This is a genomic window from Saccharopolyspora sp. ASAGF58 (assembly GCF_012277335.1).
Classification (GTDB): Bacteria; Actinomycetota; Actinomycetes; order Mycobacteriales; family Pseudonocardiaceae; genus Saccharopolyspora; species Saccharopolyspora hattusasensis.
Window position 1 is genome coordinate 1,756,817 of record NZ_CP040605.1, and the last position, 14,497, is coordinate 1,771,313.

The window sequence follows — 14,497 nt, forward strand, 5'->3', positions numbered from 1 at the left end:
GACCAGCGGGCCGCTGCACTTCTCCGGCCCCAGCGGGGCCACCGTGATCAGATCAGATGCCGAACCGGAAGACGTGCCCGGACTTGGCGGTGCTGGACCCGTTCAGGTCCCAGCGCGGCTCGAGCTTCAGCCAGCTCCCCGCGGGGGAGTTCGGCTGTTCCACGGACACCGCCAGGTCCGGCGTCGCCCGCGGGCTGATGACGTAACCGGCCGCGCGCTCCTCCACGATCCAGCGCTGGCTCAGGCTTCCGGGCAGGCACGGCACGGCGAGGACCTCCGGCCCCCATTGCAGGTTAGCCTGCGCGCACCGGTTCGTCTGCTGGTTCCGGATGGTCACGCTGCCGTCGTACTGGTTCGACACGACCCACTTGTCAGCGTCGCCGAACACCCCGAACTGGGCGGCCTTGATCACCGGGTCGCCGCCGAAGTCGGCCCACCGGGAACCGTCGACCGCGCTGGTGATCTCCGTGCTGAATCCGATGGGGGAAGGAGCCGACGCAGCCTGGGCACCGGCCGGCACGAGGGAAACCGCCGCCAAGGCACCGAGGGCACCCAGCATCCAGCGAGCACGCTTCATTACTACCCCTCCACACAGAATGTTTTTCGGGAATGGCGATCGGTTTTCCGACCATCCGATAAGGATCTCTACCAGCAGCGGAGCGAAAGTTCGCACCGGGTCACTACAACGAGTGGTCGATCAGCGACTTCGGTAACGACGCCTAGATCAACGCGTATAACAGTCCTCAATGGACCTTTTTCGCAACACCCAAAACTGAGAAAGATGACTCTCATTTCAGGTTAAGAAGTCGGGGCGCGCAGGCCTCGTCCACGACCGGCAGGAGTCGCCGCACGGCCGGAGTCCCCAGTAGACATCCGGCAGAAGGGTGATTCGCGTTGCGGTCGAGCCAAACCCGAAAGGTCATCAGGAACACCGGATGTCCGGAAGCCTCGGCCCAGCAGGTCGAAGTAGCACACCACGGCCTGCGCGCCGCCGTGGTCGCGCCACAGCGGGCTGGAACCAGTGCGTGTTCGCGCGAAGGAAGTCATCGACGTGATCAACCCGGGCGACCGGTGGACGTCGTAGAGGTAGAACTCCATCCACTTGCTGCCGCCGCCGGACCAACTTCACGTTCCGCAAGCCTGAGACCCACAATGGACACGTGTGCCCCGCCCGGAGCGCCGAAAGCCCCCGCCGACGTGCGTCGACAGGGGCTCCGAACTGCGAGAGCTGGTGCGCGATACTGGGATTGAACCAGTGACCCCTACCGTGTCAAGGTAGTGCTCTCCCGCTGAGCTAATCGCGCCGAGCGGCCCGGCCGCTTGCAGGCACCAGCCTAGCGGAGCCCCCAGCGCGGGCGTGCACCACCCCGCCCTCACACCTGGCGCTCGAAGGTGACCAGCAGACCCTCGACGCCACCCGGGCCCAACCGGCCCTTGACGTCCGCACCAGTGATCGCCTTCAGCTGCCAACCGTCGGCGGCGTGGTCGTTGAGGACCCGCTCCAGCTTGTCGCCGGACATCTTGCCGCCGAGCCACTTCTCCCGGAGCTCCACGACCTTGTACTGGTACGGCATCGGCTCTCCCCGTCAGCGCGAACACGTGTCATGGGGTGAACGATGCGCGGCCGCCGCGGGTTCCGTCAGGGGCCGCAGGTGCTGTCCGGCGCTGGGGCCAAGAACTCGGTGGCGGCCCAGTGCGCGTCGCCGAGATCGCGGAAGCCGCCGACCACGTTGGGCGTCGCGGCCACCTCCGCGCCCTGTCGCAGCTCGCCCACCCGGGCGTTCGTCGAGCTGGGACCGGAGCGGACGTTGAGCACGTCGGCGGTGACCCGGAAGGTGCACGGCTCGGGTCCGCCGAATCGGCTGCCGGCCTGTCCGGTGCCGATCAGGTAGCTCACCCCGAGAACACCGGCGCCGATGAGCAGCAACGAGCGGGGCAGCAGGAACATGGCATACCTCCCTGGTCGACCACGGTCGTCCAAGGCACAGCGTCCGACGCCGGAAGCGGCGACGGAACCCGGAGCACCCGTCGGCACGCCCGGTTCAACGCCTCGGGTGTCGCCCGCCCGGCGTTCGAGCGCAGGCTGTAGCCCGGTTGAATCGCTCGCATGGCCGCGATCTGGACCTTGCCCTTGGCCTGGGCACTCGCCCGACGGCTAGATGAAGTCAACAAGAGGCTGGCAAACTTCTCCTCACTGCCTGAGAATCAAGCGGCCGGACCGCGTGTCCTTCTGTGCGCGAGGGGTTGGTATCGCCCTACCCGCCAAGGAAACTGCGTACGGACCAAACCCGCCGAATTTAGGCCGTACGTCCCGTATTGCAGTTAAGTCACTGATTCACAGCGGCTGGCTGCTCAGCCGTCTTCCGGGCATTCAGGAGGGCGATTGCCTCGGCCAAGGCTATCGCTGCTTGATGGGATCTAGGGCATCAATCCATGTCGGTGATCGCCAGAAGCCACAGCAGGCGGAAGCCCGAGTCGTACACGATCCACGTGCTGTTGAAAACACCAGGAAACCATTCACACCAGGCGTCCGAGGTTTGATAGGCACAAATGCCAGGGCGGTAGCGACCACCAGTGAGAGCCTTGTACGCGGACATCGCCGTGTCCATAGCCGCAGCCCCACGTGCCTCTCGGCCCGTCCCTTTGACTTCATCGGGAAATACGTCGAATCCGCCTGAATCCAAGCAGGTTGCCCAATCGCCCGCGACCCGGTAAGGCCAGACAACACTCCACCCGCGAAGGCGGCGCCCAAAGTCCCTGTACTTAAGCGGGCTGGCAATCCGGAAGTACGGCAACGAATCGCGCACGGATTCATGGGCGAGCACGGACTCGATCACACCTGGACTATTCAAAGCATTGCGACTCGCAAACGAATCGAACACTGGGTGTTCCGCAATGTGAAATCCTGCCAGCTCGGCTCCGCCTTTACGTCGTTCGGTTCGGAGCCACTCGACCATCCTGCTCACCGAACCGTCATCTGGTGTGACATGCGGACGGACTACGAGCTCATTCGTCAGGCTTTCTACCTCGGCCTCAGATGGCTGCGCGGCGCGGATGTTGTACTCCACCATCTTCCAAGTGTGGCACACCCAGCGGTCGCCGGGTGTGCCATGCGAGTGCTGTTTACAAGGTGGCGGCGCATCCCTCCCAGTCTGCGCCATTCGGCCCCTTTGTGTAAGCCGTAATGGTGTCGCGGTCTGCATTATCGGTGACGACCACCGCCTCCTTTCCGACACCATAAACGTAATGCCACTCCGTAGTGCCGTTGGGATCGCTCCCTGGGTTAGTGTTGTTTTTAGCTATGGTAACCAGCCAGCATGCCGCAAATGCGTTCGAGTTGTCGATAGGGTGGCCTGCGTGAATGTGGCGCGCTCCGAATCCTTCGTTTCCGCAGAGCAAATTAACCCGGCCACCCGGGGCATTGTTGAGGGCAAGCACTTCGCTTCCTGCGGGAACATTTGGATCCCGCAAGCAATCATCAATTAGCCGCTCCCGGACCGTTGGATCTTTCGGGAGAATCTCTGCAGAATCAATGTAGTTTCGGGGAGCAGCCCCCGCGTTGCCAGCTAGAGCAGCAGCCAGCCCTCCTGCGACAGTCACGACAGCCAAACCTCGACGCAGCCTGACCGGCATCATCGCCTCATCCTCCAGCATGAATTTGCGGTTCCGGCGCAGTTTTCCATCGGACATTAGGGATCTTCGTGCCCACACTGAGGCTGGTATACCCGGCGATTCACTCAGAACCCGTGAGGAATTCTCTTAGATAACTTCAAGAGCAGAGTCCTTGTGGGTCCTTGTGGCAACCGAACTACCGGGCGATCAAGCGTGACCGGCCGTTGGTCCGCCCGTCGAGGACGACGTTGCGGACGTAGGCGAAGCGGTGCCGCGCCCGGTCTGGGTCGTGCATGATCCGCACGCACCTCGTCGTGCTCGCTGCGGGCGCGAAGCTGGCAGGATCGTCCCCGGCCGTGGTCGCGGCGACCATGATGCGATGAACGCCAGCAGCTCGGATTGCCGTTCTTGCGCGCCAGCTCGATCCAGCCGATCTGGTATCGGCGGACGTAGGACTCCCACTCGGGGTCCCAGGTGACTTCGCCGAATAGCGGCTCGATGATGTCTGGAAGACACCGTTCCAGCTCTGGCTGGAGAAAACACGGCGGATCACTCCGGAGTTCGACGAGGCCGCCCTGATCAAGGCCTCGTTGAGAGCACTCCGACCTGCGCTCCGGACTACCCCGGAAGCGAGCGCAGGTAGACGGTCGACCGCCGCCCTGAGTTTCAGCAGAACCGGCCACCTTGCTCAGCCACTGAGCGTGGTGGCCGGTTCGTCATGTGCCTGTTCAATGCGGCGAAACCCTTGCGTCGCAGCGATTTCCGCACCACCGGGGCCAGCGGCAGAAAAGAGATGTCACAAGTGGGGTATTGCGGAAGGCAACGAGTTCTGCGTCTTCGCCCCCTGACGCCCGGAAAACCGAAACGCCGCCCCCGCGAGGGGGACGGCGTTCTCACCAGGTGCCGAAGATCAGCGGTCGGCCATCTTCTTCTGGAGGTTCTCGTCCAGCGTCGCGAGGAACTCCTCGGTGGTCTGGAACGCCTGGTCACCGCCGACGAGCAGCGCTAGGTCCTTGGTCATCTTGCCGCTCTCGACGGTCTCGATGACGACCTTCTCCAGGGTGTCGGCGAAGCCGACGACCTCCGGGGTCGAGTCCAGCTTGCCGCGGTGCTGCAGGCCCCGGGTCCAGGCGAAGATCGACGCGATCGGGTTCGTCGAGGTCGGCTTGCCCTGCTGGTGCTGGCGGTAGTGGCGGGTCACCGTGCCGTGCGCGGCCTCGGCCTCCACCTTGCCGTCGGCGGTCATCAGGACCGAGGTCATCAGGCCCAGCGAGCCGAAGCCCTGCGCCACGGTGTCGGACTGCACGTCACCGTCGTAGTTCTTGCAGGCCCAGACGTAGCCGCCCTCCCACTTCAGGGCGCTGGCGACCATGTCGTCGATCAGCCGGTGCTCGTAGGTGATGCCCTTGGCGTCGAACTCGGCCTTGTACTCGTTGTCGAAGATCTCCTGGAACACGTCCTTGAACATGCCGTCGTAGGCCTTGAGGATCGTGTTCTTGGTCGACATGTAGACCGGGTAGCCGCGATCGAGCCCGTAGCGGAGGGACGCGCGCGCGAACTCCTCGATGGACTTGCGGTAGTTGTACATCGCCATCGCGACGCCGCCGTCCGCACCGAACTTGGCGACCTCGAACTCGATCGGCTCGCCACCGTCCTCCGGGGTGAAGGTGACGGTGACGGTGCCCGGGCCGGGGACCTTGAAGTCGGTGGCCTTGTACTGGTCGCCGTGTGCGTGACGGCCGATGACGATCGGCTTCGTCCAGGTTGGCACGTAGCGCGGGATGTTGGAGATCACGATCGGCTCGCGGAAGATGACGCCGCCGAGGATGTTGCGGATCGTCCCGTTCGGGCTCCGCCACATCTTCTTCAGGCCGAATTCCTCCACGCGGGCTTCGTCCGGGGTGATGGTGGCGCACTTCACGCCGACGCCGTGCTTGGCGATGGCGTTGGCCGCATCGACCGTGACCTGGTCGTCGGTGGCGTCCCGGTGCTCGATGCCGAGGTCGTAGTAGTCGAGGTTGATGTCCAGGTACGGGTGGATCAGCTTGTCCTTGATGAAGGACCAGATGATCCGGGTCATCTCATCGCCGTCGAGCTCGGCTACGGTGCCCTGAACCTTGATCTTGCTCATGTGGCGGGGTGCTCCTCTCGCGAGAATGCAAGCGGTACAAGCGTACTGCTATCGGCCTCGATTGTGCCCTGTCCCCGTCGCCCACCACCACCCGCGCGGACGCGCGATGCGCCACTGTTCGTGATGCGTGCCCTGTGTCGTGATCTTCTTCTAGGCTCGACACTCGATCGGACGATCTTTGGTTGGTTGGCTGATATTGGAGGGGCCCGTGTCGACTGGACCGACGCACGCAATGAGCGGTGTCGCGGCTTGGGCGGCAGTGACCGCCCTGGCCGACACGCACACGCTGGGACAATTATCCCCGAAGACCTGGGTGGTCGGCGCGACGCTTTCCGCCGGGGCCGCGCTGCTGCCCGACATCGACCACCCCAAGTCGACGGTGGCCAGCACCTTCGGCGCCGTCTCCCGCGGCGCGTCGGCCGGGATCAGCGGCTTCAGCGGCTTCATCTACCGCCTCACCCGCACCAAGCACGACAGCGACCGGGAAGGCACCCACCGCGGCTTCACCCACACCATCGTCTTCGCGGTGCTCGCCGGGCTGATCACCACGGCGATCGCGCAGACCAGCGAGGGCGCCGCGCTCGGCGTGCTGATGTTCTTCTTCGCCGGGCTTGCGGTCCGCGGGCTGCTGCACACCTGGTCCTCCGGCAAGGACGCGCTACTGATCACCGTGGCCTCGGTGCTGCTCACCATCGCCTGCTGGGCCTGGGCCGACGACCAGCCCACCAACGCCGCGGCCTTCGGGGTGGCGGTGATGATCGGCTGCATCGCGCATTTCATCGGCGACGCGATCACCGAGCAGGGTTGCCCGATGCTCTGGCCGGTGCCGCTGAGCGGCATGACCTGGTACCCGGTCGCCCCGCCGAAGGCACTACGGATGAGGACCGGCGGCAAGGTCGAGATGATGCTGGTCGGCCCGGGCCTGACGATCGCCGCCGTGGTTTTCAGCGCGGTCGCCCTCTACCGCGTCGGCGCGGCCCCGTGGCTCGCCCAGCTCGACCTGCCGCCCGAGGTCATGGCCTGGCTCGCCCCGTCCTGACCCGTCGCGAGCCTCCCTGAGGGAGCGAACGGATCGTTCGCGCCATCAGGGAGCCTGTCGCGTTTTCGGCGAAAACGGCTGAACCGAAGTACCAAATCAGGCTCGATCGCCGCCGTTCCTCCACCAGTGGCCGCCTCAGCCGTCATCGATCGATCACGGTACGTGATGGGCGTAATTTTGCGACCGGCTCCAGGTGGCGCGAACAGGCCGTTCGCTTCGAATAGAGACGTCGGGCACCGCAGGATACGACATTTCGCCCATCGCTCGTTCCGGGGCCGATAGGGTACAAGAGCGGCAATCACACCGGCGCCGCCCGAAGCCCCGGAGGGAACATGCGAGCTCGAAAGCGGTTCGTGGTGGCAGCGCTGTCGTTGCCGCTGCTGATCGGCCTCGCCGCGTGCGGCGAGGTCCAGGAAGCCCGGCAGAACCTGCAGAATGCCGACGAGCAGCTCCAGCAGGCTCAGGCCAACCTGGACGCGGCGTCGGCCTGCCTGCGGGCGATCAACGTCGCGAGCTTCATGCCCAACTTCGCCGACCCGAAGCAGGCGCAGGCCGACGCGCAAGCGAAGGCTGAGGAACTGCGCCAGCTGGCCGAGCAGACGGCCGACCAGACGCTGCGGCAGAACCTGATCGACGTCCAGCGGTCCGTGCAGCAGGTCGCCTCCGGCGAGATCACGCTGGAGTCGAGCGCGGAGTGGACCAGCACCCAGCTCGAGAAGTACCGGCAGGTGACCACCACCTGCTCGCAGATCGGCAACTGACGAAACGGCCCATCACCTCCGCGGCTCACCCGATGCGCGGTGTGGCCTCGGTCACCTAGTCTGGGACCGCGGAGGTGATGGGTGATGAAAGCAGCCGTAGGCGACCAACTGCACGTGCACAGCAGGCACGTCGACGAGGCCGACAAGCTCGCCGAGATCCTGGAAGTCCTCGGCGAGGACGGTGCCCCGCCGTACAAGGTGCGGTTCAGGGACGGCCACGAAGGCTTGGTGTACCCGGGCGGCGATTGCTCGATCGAGACGCCCCGTCCCCGCGAGGGCGACTGACCCCGCAAATCGCGGCAAGCGGACTGCGCAGGCGGCGGGCACGACCTGTCGACGTCAGGCGAGCGGTGCACGCACACTCGCGCCGCCACAGGTCCACGATGCCCGCCTACGGGCAGGGCACCCGACGTCCCGGCGGAAATCGTGCGCGTCCGCGGCGAGCGCGTCGGCTGGGTGTAGCGGCTGTTGGAATGTGCTCGTTGAAGCGGACGGACCGTTCGAGCCGCCTACCGAGGCGAGCGGGCCGTTCGCTTCACACCACTTGGCGGGGCGGCACCACCCCCTCCCGCCAGGGCAGCCACCAGAAGCTCAAGGCAAACGATTTCGGGAACGGTCTCTACTGCCAGGGCTGGGCGAGGATCGACTCCACCTCCGCCCGGAACAACGGCTCCGGATCGACGCCCATGGCGACGAACTGCCCCTCCACTTCCAGGCTGACCAGGCCGTGCATGCGCGACCACGCATGCAGTCCGCGTTGCAGCACAGCCGGCGGTGCGGCCGGCCCGCCGCGCAGCTCGCGCCAGGCCGTCAGCTGCCGGTCCAGGATCGTGCGCTCCCCGGGTAGGCCGTCGGGGGCCAGTTCGGCGAACACGTCGAGGAGGGGCCGGAACGCCCGGTCGGCGAGGTCGATGGTGAGTTCCGGGGCCCGGAAGCCCGGCACGGGCGTGCCGAACAGCAGCAGGTACCGGTGTGGCTGCTCCAGGGCCCACGACCGGAACCGCGCGGCGAGCTCGCGGAACCTCGTCGCGGGCGCCTTCCGCCGGTTCGCCTGCACCACGTCGTCCAGCGCGTCGCCGAGGTCCCGGTAGGCGTCCACGATCAGATCCGTCAGCAGCGCGTCCCGGTTCTCGAAGTACCGGTAGAGCGCGGGGCCGGTGATGCCCATCCGCTTCGCGATCGCGTTCACCGAGATCCCCTCCGGCCCCGATTCGGCGAGCTGCTCCAGCGCGACCCGCTTGGCCTCGCCGCGGGTCTGCTCCCGGAACCGCTCGCGCGGGCTGCGCGGCGCTGCTTCCATGCCCTGCCTCCTCCGCTTGACAGCCCAACCGTAACAGGCTCATAGTTATGTTATATGTTCTAACCAACAGAATTAGCTCTAACAGAGAGGCGTCCATGACCATCCCCACCAGCGGCACCGAGATCGTGCTGACCGGCCTCGGCGGGACCGAAGTCGTCACCACGCGCCGCAGCGCGCCGCCCGCGCCCGGGCCGCACGGCGTGCTGGTCCGCGTCGAGGCCGCCGGGGTGGCCTTCGCCGAAGTCCAGATGCTGCGCGGGCGCTACCCGGCACAGCCGAAGTTCCCGTTCGTGCCCGGCTACGACCTGGTCGGCGAGGTCTTCGAGGTCGGTTCGGCGGTGACCTCTTGGCGTCCCGGCCAGCGGGTCGCGGCGATGCCGCGCACCGGCGCGTGGGCCGAATACGTCGAAGTGCGCGACAGCGAACTGGTTCCCGTGCCCGACGACATCGACGCCGCGACGGCGGTCTCGGTGGTGCTCAACGGCGTCACGGCCTGGCAGCTGCTGCACCGCGCGGCGAAAGTCCGACGTGGACAGACGGTGCTCGTGCACGGCGTCGGCGGCGGGGTCGGCATCCTGCTGGCCCAGCTCGGCGTCGCCGCCGGGGTCCGCGTGATCGGAACGGCCTCCGCTCGTCGGCACGAAGCGCTGCGGGACATCGGGGTGGAGCTGATCGACCACCGCACCGAGGACGTCGGGAGCCGCGTCGCGGAGCTCGCGCCCGGCGGCGTGGACGCCATCTTCGACCCGCTCGGTCCGGCGAGCCTGGATCGGTCGTGGCGACTCCTCACGCCCGGCGGCTCCCTGCACGCCTACGGCAGTTCGGCGACGCTGCACGACGACGGACCGTGGTGGCTGCCCTACCTCGGCCTGGGGCGGCGGCTCGCCGGCTGGGAGCTGGCGCGGCTGTTCGGGCGCACGGGCGGCCGCCGGATGCGCATGTACTACGTCAAGCCGAACGCCCAGTTCCGAACGGATCTCGCGGAGCTGCTCCGAATGGTCGCCTGTGGACAGTTGCGGCCCCTGGTCGCCCGCCGGCTGCCACTGGAATCCGCGGCGCGCGCCCTGGACCTGCACATGGCGGGCACCGAGACCGGGCGAATCGTGCTCGTCCCCGGCCTTTCGCTGGATCGCGCCTAGGCCTCGCGCGCGCACCGCCGCGGAAACAGGTCCAGGCCTGCCTCTAAGGTGGTCCGCGACGAGGGGCGTTTGGCTAGGAGGCGGTGAAGTGTTGCGAGACGACCGGCAAGCGGGGGCTCCTGCCGACCTGTCCGCTGTTTTCGGCACCCGTGCAGCGGTTTCCGTCCCGCTACCGCCAGGTGAGGTGCTGACCGAGCAGACCGCTCTCAGCGACAACCCCACCCCGCTGTGCTGGATCAGCGACGCCGCCCCGGTGCCGCAGTTGATCGCCGCCCTCCGAGCCGAGCACAGCCTCACCGGCCTGTTGCCGCTGCTGCTGTGCGACAGCGACGAGGTCTACGGGGAGCGGTGCACCGTCGGTGTCGTGCCGCCGGAACCGCTCGAGCACATCGATCGCTGGCGGGTCGTCGACGTGATGGTCCGGATCTGGGACGGCCTGGTGCAGGCCGACGACGACCTGGGGCCCGCGTACGACCTGGAAGTGCTGGCCCCGTTCGGTTACGCGTGCCCGGGACCGGCGCGGGGCGGGAACCTGCTGGCGGACCCGGATGTCCTGGCCAACCAGCAGTTGCCGCGCTTCATCGACGCCGACACCCGGCTCGCGCTGGTCCCGGTTCAGCGCGGCGCGGACGTGCTGACGGCGCTGGGCTGGTCGGGCGCGGCGAACCACGTGTCGCGGACGGCGGGGCTTTCGGCGATGGCCCGCAGCTGGGAGGAGCGCTTCGGGGCGCGCTTGTTGCGCCTAGGCCCGGACCGGCTCGACCTCAGCGTGGCGGCGCCTCCGCAGGACCCGGACCACGCCGCAGCGGTCGCCGCGGAGCACTGGACCTTCTGCCCGGACCGGATCATCCAGGAGACGGGCACCATCGGGGCCTACGCCCAGGAGATCCGCGGCCGCCGCACCTGGTCCTTCTGGTGGGAGTAGCCCGGGCTGACGTTTCGGCTGCTAACCGCCCGAAGCGCTCGGCGAGCTCCCGCTCCGCGGGCAGCGCGGTACCCTCGCCCAGCTCGTCGATCGAGCAGCTCGATCTTCACCGCGTAGTAGCGCGGAATCCGGCCGTGCTCGGGAATCCCGCTGCGAACCGGCTGATCCGCCCGATGATCGATGCGCACGGCGCTCAGCCCAGCAGCCCGCCCTTGATGGTCATCGCCACAGCGATGATCACCAGCCCGAACCCGCTGTAGAGCAGGACGTCCACAGCTCTGCTGCGGATCGCCAACAACCCGGCCCGCTCCTGCGGGACCATGCCGCGCATCGCCGCCGCGACCAGCAGCGCAACACCGAGCAACACCGAACCCCGCCGCCAATGCCCGAGGGCGATCAGCAGGAGCCCGATCAGCACGCCCAGCAGCACCAGGCCGAACGGCACGTGCACCGAAAGGCGCGACCCGTCGCCGAACCGTTCGCTCACGCCGTTCCTCCCGTGGTGGTGGACTCTAACCGGGGGCACCCCCGGCACGGATCAGCCGGCGTTGCGCTCCGCCGCCTCGACGACGTTGGTCAGCAGCATCGCGCGGGTCATCGGCCCGACCCCGCCGGGGTTGGGCGACACGAACCCGGCGACCTGCACGACGTCCGGGTGCACGTCCCCGGCCAGCCCGGCGTCGGTGCGGCTCACACCGACATCGAGCACCGCCGCGCCCGGCTTGACCATGTCCGCCGTGATCAGGTGCGGCTTGCCTGCCGCCGCGATGACGATGTCCGCGCGGCGCACCTCCTCGGCGAGATCCCTGGTCCCGGTGTGGCAAAGCGTGACCGTGGCGTTCTCGCTGCGCCGCGTGAGCAGCAGGCCGATCGGGCGGCCGACGGTGATGCCGCGGCCGACGACCGCGACCTGCGCACCGTTCAGTGGCACGTCGTAGCGGCGCAGCAGCTCGATGATGCCGCGCGGGGTGCACGGCAGCGGTGCCTCCTCGCCGAGCACCAGGCGCCCCAGGCTGATCGGGTGCAGCCCGTCCGCGTCCTTCTCCGGCGCGATGCGCTCAAGCAGCGGCCCGGCGTCGAGGTGCTTGGGCAGCGGCAGCTGCACGATGTAGCCGGTACAGGCCGGGTCGGCGTTGAGCTCGTCCAGCACCGCCTCGACGTCGGCCTGACTGACGTCGGCGGGCAGGTCCTTGCGGATCGACTTGATGCCGACCTTGGCGCAGTCGTTGTGCTTGGCGCGCACGTAAGACTGCGAGCCGGGGTCATCCCCGACCAGCACTGTGGCCAGCCCTGGTGCGTGCCCCTGCTCGACGAGCCGGGCGACCCGGGGCCGCAGCTCGTCGAAAATCGCGTCCTTGGTGGCCTTGCCGTCCAGAATCGTCGCGCTCACGGCTGTTCATCGTGGCAGACGGCGCGCGGACCGTCCCGCCCGGTCCGGCATTGCGGCCACACCGACGGCCACCAACGTGAGCAGCACGCCGAGGAACGTGGACGTCGAGATGCCCGCACCGGCCGGGGCGAACACGTCGAGCAGCAGCGCGCCGACCAGCTGACCGGCGATCATGCCCAGGCTGAGCACCAGCACGCCGGTGAAGCGCACCAGCGCCACCGACCCGCCGATCACCAAGGTCCCCAGGAAACCGCCGGTGTAGAGCCACGCATCGGCCGGCAACGGCGGCAGGCCGCGCAGCACGACCTCGACCGCGAACGCCAGCGCGACGGCTGTCATCCCGACGCCGAAGTTGAACATCGCCGCGAACACCGTGGAGTCCACGGCCTGCTTCATCCGGCCGTTGACCGCCGCCTGCAAGCCGAGCCCGATCCCGGCCAGCGCGGGCAGCAGCACCAGCCAGCTCGCTCGACCGCTTCCCAACTGCGTGGACACCGCGATCACCACCGCCACCAAGGCCAGCCCGGCCCCGAACAGCCGCGCCGGGGTCACGTGCTGGGGCCGGCCGGACCCAATCCGAGCCGGTCCACCACAAGGCCGCTGCTGATCTGCCCGGCCACCACCGCGACGGTGAACATCGCGACGCCGAGCGCCGTCGCCGCCATTCCCTGCGTGAACACCAGATATCCGCCGCACACGCCCCCGAGGCACTGTCATGGCCGCAGACCATCCGGTTTGCGCAGCTCGGCGCGGAGGTTCCGCCAGCCGCGCCGCGCCTGCGGGATCACGAAGGTCGCCGCCACGAGCACGACGAAACCGCACAGGAACGAGATCAGCCCGGCGGCGATCCCGTCGTCCATCCGCGCTCCGAGCGTGCCGTTGATCCGCGCCTGGATGGCGAGCAGCACCCCGACCCCGGCCGCGCCGAACATGCCGAGCACTCGTTCCCGGGTCTTCGGCCGGTCATGCGTTCGCCGCACGGAAGTAGCAGTCACGTAACCGAAGTCTGCTCCGTCTCCGGCAGCGCACGCGATGCCCGAACGCTGTGATGTACGACAAACCCGAAGCCCAGCAACGCCAATCCGGCCGCCGCCGCGGCAGCCGCCGCCGGGCCGGAGACGTCGAGCATCCAACCCGCCAGCGGGGCGGCCAGCGCGCCGCCCAGCATCGTCGCGCTGGCCATCCAGCCGAACGCCTCGCTGCGCCGCTCGACCGGCGTCAGGTCCGCCAGCCGCCCGTTGCAAGCGGCCAGCGTCGGCGCGATCGCGGTGCCCCCGACCAGCAAGATCGCGCCGACCAACCACGGCGAACCCGGATCGGCGATCGGCGGCAAAGCGGGCACCAGGGCGGCGAGCCCGAGCGCGGCGAGCAGGACGCGCAGCCAAAGCCGCGGGCGCGCCGCGAAACCGCCCGACACCAGGCCACCGGCCAGCGAACCGACCGCCCACACCATGGCCAGCAGCCCCGCAAGCTCCAGGGCGCCCCGCTCTCGGGCCCAGCCGACGAGCATCAGGTCCACCGCGATCAACCCGCCGACCAGCAGCGCGAAGAACAGCAGCAACGACGTGAAACCCGGCACCCGGAACAGCGACCCGGTCTTGCCGGCACCGCTCGCGCCGTCCCCCGGCGCCTCGCGCATCCCCGCGCGCAACAGCGAAGCAGCGAACATCGCCGCACCGAGAGCCGCCCAGGCCGCGCAGGACAACATCGCGGCGACCGGACCCCAAGCGGCCACCACGAACGACGCCAGCATCGGCGCGATCACGAACAGCAGCTCCTGCAGCGTCGCCTCCACCGCGAAGGCCGCCTCCCGCGCCGGACCGTCGGTCAGCCGCGGCCAGATCGCCCGACCGACTTGCGTGATCGGCGGGTGCGACAGCCCCGCGAGCAGCGCCACCGGCAGCATCAGCCACCACTGCGCCGGATCCACCCAGCGCGACACCACGACCATCGCCGCCATCCCGAGCCCGGAACCCAGCCCGGTCACCACTAGGAGGCGCGGCGCCGAACTGCGATCGGCGGCCCGGCCGCGCAGCGGTCCGGCGATGGCCTGACCTGCCGTGACCGTCGCCCCGATGACGCCGCCGATGGCGTACGACCCGGTCCAGTCGACGACCAGGAAGGCCAGCACCATCGCCAGGGCAGGCATGTGCAGGCGCCCGAGCAGGCTGAACGCCATCAGGCTCGACGCATGCGGAAC

General features: G+C 68.2%; 16 protein-coding genes, 1 tRNA gene and 2 pseudogenes. 5 read left to right on the forward strand and 14 right to left on the reverse strand.

Annotated elements, in window-relative coordinates; all coding sequences use genetic code 11:
• Nucleotides 1–52: 52 nt before the first annotated feature.
• From FDZ84_RS08050 to FDZ84_RS08080, 7 genes are all read right to left on the reverse strand, one after another.
• Nucleotides 53–577 carry an RICIN domain-containing protein gene (locus FDZ84_RS08050; protein ID WP_168585381.1) on the reverse strand — a complete coding sequence of 175 codons (525 nt, stop codon included), beginning with the start codon at nucleotides 575–577 and terminating at the stop codon, nucleotides 53–55.
• Nucleotides 578–1,229: 652 nt separating this feature from the next.
• Nucleotides 1,230–1,304 (reverse strand) — tRNA-Val (locus tag FDZ84_RS08055).
• 69 nt (nucleotides 1,305–1,373) lie between these two features.
• On the reverse strand, nucleotides 1,374–1,574 hold the full coding sequence (locus FDZ84_RS08060; RefSeq protein WP_093273837.1) for a DUF4177 domain-containing protein: 201 nt from the start codon (nucleotides 1,572–1,574) through the stop codon (nucleotides 1,374–1,376).
• Nucleotides 1,575–1,639: 65 nt separating this feature from the next.
• Nucleotides 1,640–1,948 (reverse strand): SH3 domain-containing protein, encoded by a 309-nt coding sequence (locus FDZ84_RS08065; protein WP_168585382.1) that lies wholly within the window; start codon nucleotides 1,946–1,948, stop codon nucleotides 1,640–1,642.
• A 478-nt stretch (nucleotides 1,949–2,426) separates the two neighbouring features.
• Complete coding sequence (locus tag FDZ84_RS08070; protein WP_168585383.1) at nucleotides 2,427–3,071, reverse strand: hypothetical protein; 645 nt, start codon at nucleotides 3,069–3,071, stop codon at nucleotides 2,427–2,429.
• A gap of 52 nt (nucleotides 3,072–3,123) precedes the next feature.
• On the reverse strand, nucleotides 3,124–3,690 hold the full coding sequence (locus FDZ84_RS08075) for a hypothetical protein (RefSeq protein WP_168585384.1): 567 nt from the start codon (nucleotides 3,688–3,690) through the stop codon (nucleotides 3,124–3,126).
• Nucleotides 3,691–4,522: 832 nt separating this feature from the next.
• A complete protein-coding gene (locus tag FDZ84_RS08080; protein ID WP_168585385.1) occupies nucleotides 4,523–5,743 on the reverse strand; it encodes an NADP-dependent isocitrate dehydrogenase in 1,221 nt (406 codons plus the stop codon).
• 208 nt (nucleotides 5,744–5,951) lie between these two features.
• Here FDZ84_RS08080 and FDZ84_RS08085 point away from each other — a divergent pair, with 208 nt between their 5' ends.
• The 3 genes from FDZ84_RS08085 (at nucleotide 5,952) to FDZ84_RS08095 (ending at nucleotide 7,828) form a co-directional block, all read left to right on the forward strand.
• Nucleotides 5,952–6,782 (forward strand): metal-dependent hydrolase, encoded by an 831-nt coding sequence (locus FDZ84_RS08085; protein WP_168585386.1) that lies wholly within the window; start codon nucleotides 5,952–5,954, stop codon nucleotides 6,780–6,782.
• A gap of 332 nt (nucleotides 6,783–7,114) precedes the next feature.
• Nucleotides 7,115–7,543 carry a hypothetical protein gene (locus tag FDZ84_RS08090; protein ID WP_168585387.1) on the forward strand — a complete coding sequence of 143 codons (429 nt, stop codon included), beginning with the start codon at nucleotides 7,115–7,117 and terminating at the stop codon, nucleotides 7,541–7,543.
• 84 nt (nucleotides 7,544–7,627) lie between these two features.
• Nucleotides 7,628–7,828, forward strand: a complete 201-nt coding sequence (locus FDZ84_RS08095; RefSeq protein WP_168585388.1) for a DUF1918 domain-containing protein — start codon at nucleotides 7,628–7,630, stop codon at nucleotides 7,826–7,828.
• Nucleotides 7,829–8,162: 334 nt separating this feature from the next.
• Here FDZ84_RS08095 and FDZ84_RS08100 read toward each other — a convergent pair whose 3' ends face one another.
• The gene (locus tag FDZ84_RS08100; RefSeq protein WP_168585389.1) at nucleotides 8,163–8,843 is read right to left on the reverse strand and encodes a TetR/AcrR family transcriptional regulator; all 681 of its coding nucleotides are present in this window, start codon (nucleotides 8,841–8,843) and stop codon (nucleotides 8,163–8,165) included.
• A 95-nt stretch (nucleotides 8,844–8,938) separates the two neighbouring features.
• On the opposite strand from FDZ84_RS08100, the gene FDZ84_RS08105 reads away from it, so the two are divergent.
• Both FDZ84_RS08105 and FDZ84_RS08110 read left to right on the forward strand, forming a co-directional pair.
• Nucleotides 8,939–9,982, forward strand: coding sequence for a medium chain dehydrogenase/reductase family protein (locus tag FDZ84_RS08105; RefSeq protein WP_168585390.1), 1,044 nt, complete (start codon nucleotides 8,939–8,941; stop codon nucleotides 9,980–9,982).
• An 88-nt stretch (nucleotides 9,983–10,070) separates the two neighbouring features.
• Nucleotides 10,071–10,907, forward strand: coding sequence for a DUF4253 domain-containing protein (locus tag FDZ84_RS08110; RefSeq protein ID WP_168585391.1), 837 nt, complete (start codon nucleotides 10,071–10,073; stop codon nucleotides 10,905–10,907).
• A 31-nt stretch (nucleotides 10,908–10,938) separates the two neighbouring features.
• On the opposite strand, the pseudogene FDZ84_RS38680 reads toward FDZ84_RS08110, so the two are convergent.
• From FDZ84_RS38680 to FDZ84_RS08135, 6 genes and pseudogenes are all read right to left on the reverse strand, one after another.
• Nucleotides 10,939–11,104 (reverse strand): annotated as a pseudogene (locus FDZ84_RS38680) (GntR family transcriptional regulator); the annotation flags it as partial.
• Nucleotides 11,101–11,394, reverse strand: coding sequence for a DUF3017 domain-containing protein (locus tag FDZ84_RS08120; protein WP_010315983.1), 294 nt, complete (start codon nucleotides 11,392–11,394; stop codon nucleotides 11,101–11,103). The pseudogene FDZ84_RS38680 and the gene FDZ84_RS08120, both read right to left, overlap by 4 nt.
• Nucleotides 11,395–11,445: 51 nt before the next feature.
• The gene (locus tag FDZ84_RS08125) at nucleotides 11,446–12,297 is read right to left on the reverse strand and encodes a bifunctional methylenetetrahydrofolate dehydrogenase/methenyltetrahydrofolate cyclohydrolase (RefSeq protein WP_168585392.1); all 852 of its coding nucleotides are present in this window, start codon (nucleotides 12,295–12,297) and stop codon (nucleotides 11,446–11,448) included.
• Nucleotides 12,298–12,303: 6 nt separating this feature from the next.
• Complete coding sequence (locus FDZ84_RS38685) at nucleotides 12,304–12,849, reverse strand: DMT family transporter (protein ID WP_246868877.1); 546 nt, start codon at nucleotides 12,847–12,849, stop codon at nucleotides 12,304–12,306.
• Nucleotides 12,846–13,229: pseudogene (locus FDZ84_RS40560) on the reverse strand (DMT family transporter). The gene FDZ84_RS38685 and the pseudogene FDZ84_RS40560 overlap by 4 nt, the downstream one beginning before the upstream one ends.
• Nucleotides 13,230–13,288: 59 nt before the next feature.
• Entirely contained in the window at nucleotides 13,289–14,476 is a 1,188-nt protein-coding gene (locus tag FDZ84_RS08135) for an MFS transporter (protein WP_210435473.1), read from the reverse strand.
• Nucleotides 14,477–14,497 lie beyond the last annotated feature (21 nt).

Coding starts and splice junctions, on each gene's coding strand:
- FDZ84_RS08050 (WP_168585381.1), bottom strand. CDS start 577: ATGAAGCGTGCTCGCTGGATGCTGGGTGCCCTCGGTGCCTTGGCGGCG.
- FDZ84_RS08060 (WP_093273837.1), bottom strand. CDS start 1,574: ATGCCGTACCAGTACAAGGTCGTGGAGCTCCGGGAGAAGTGGCTCGGC.
- FDZ84_RS08065 (WP_168585382.1), bottom strand. CDS start 1,948: ATGTTCCTGCTGCCCCGCTCGTTGCTGCTCATCGGCGCCGGTGTTCTC.
- FDZ84_RS08070 (WP_168585383.1), bottom strand. CDS start 3,071: ATGGTGGAGTACAACATCCGCGCCGCGCAGCCATCTGAGGCCGAGGTA.
- FDZ84_RS08075 (WP_168585384.1), bottom strand. CDS start 3,690: ATGTCCGATGGAAAACTGCGCCGGAACCGCAAATTCATGCTGGAGGAT.
- FDZ84_RS08080 (WP_168585385.1), bottom strand. CDS start 5,743: ATGAGCAAGATCAAGGTTCAGGGCACCGTAGCCGAGCTCGACGGCGAT.
- FDZ84_RS08090 (WP_168585387.1), top strand. CDS start 7,115: ATGCGAGCTCGAAAGCGGTTCGTGGTGGCAGCGCTGTCGTTGCCGCTG.
- FDZ84_RS08095 (WP_168585388.1), top strand. CDS start 7,628: ATGAAAGCAGCCGTAGGCGACCAACTGCACGTGCACAGCAGGCACGTC.
- FDZ84_RS08100 (WP_168585389.1), bottom strand. CDS start 8,843: ATGGAAGCAGCGCCGCGCAGCCCGCGCGAGCGGTTCCGGGAGCAGACC.
- FDZ84_RS08105 (WP_168585390.1), top strand. CDS start 8,939: ATGACCATCCCCACCAGCGGCACCGAGATCGTGCTGACCGGCCTCGGC.
- FDZ84_RS08135 (WP_210435473.1), bottom strand. CDS start 14,476: ATGGCGTTCAGCCTGCTCGGGCGCCTGCACATGCCTGCCCTGGCGATG.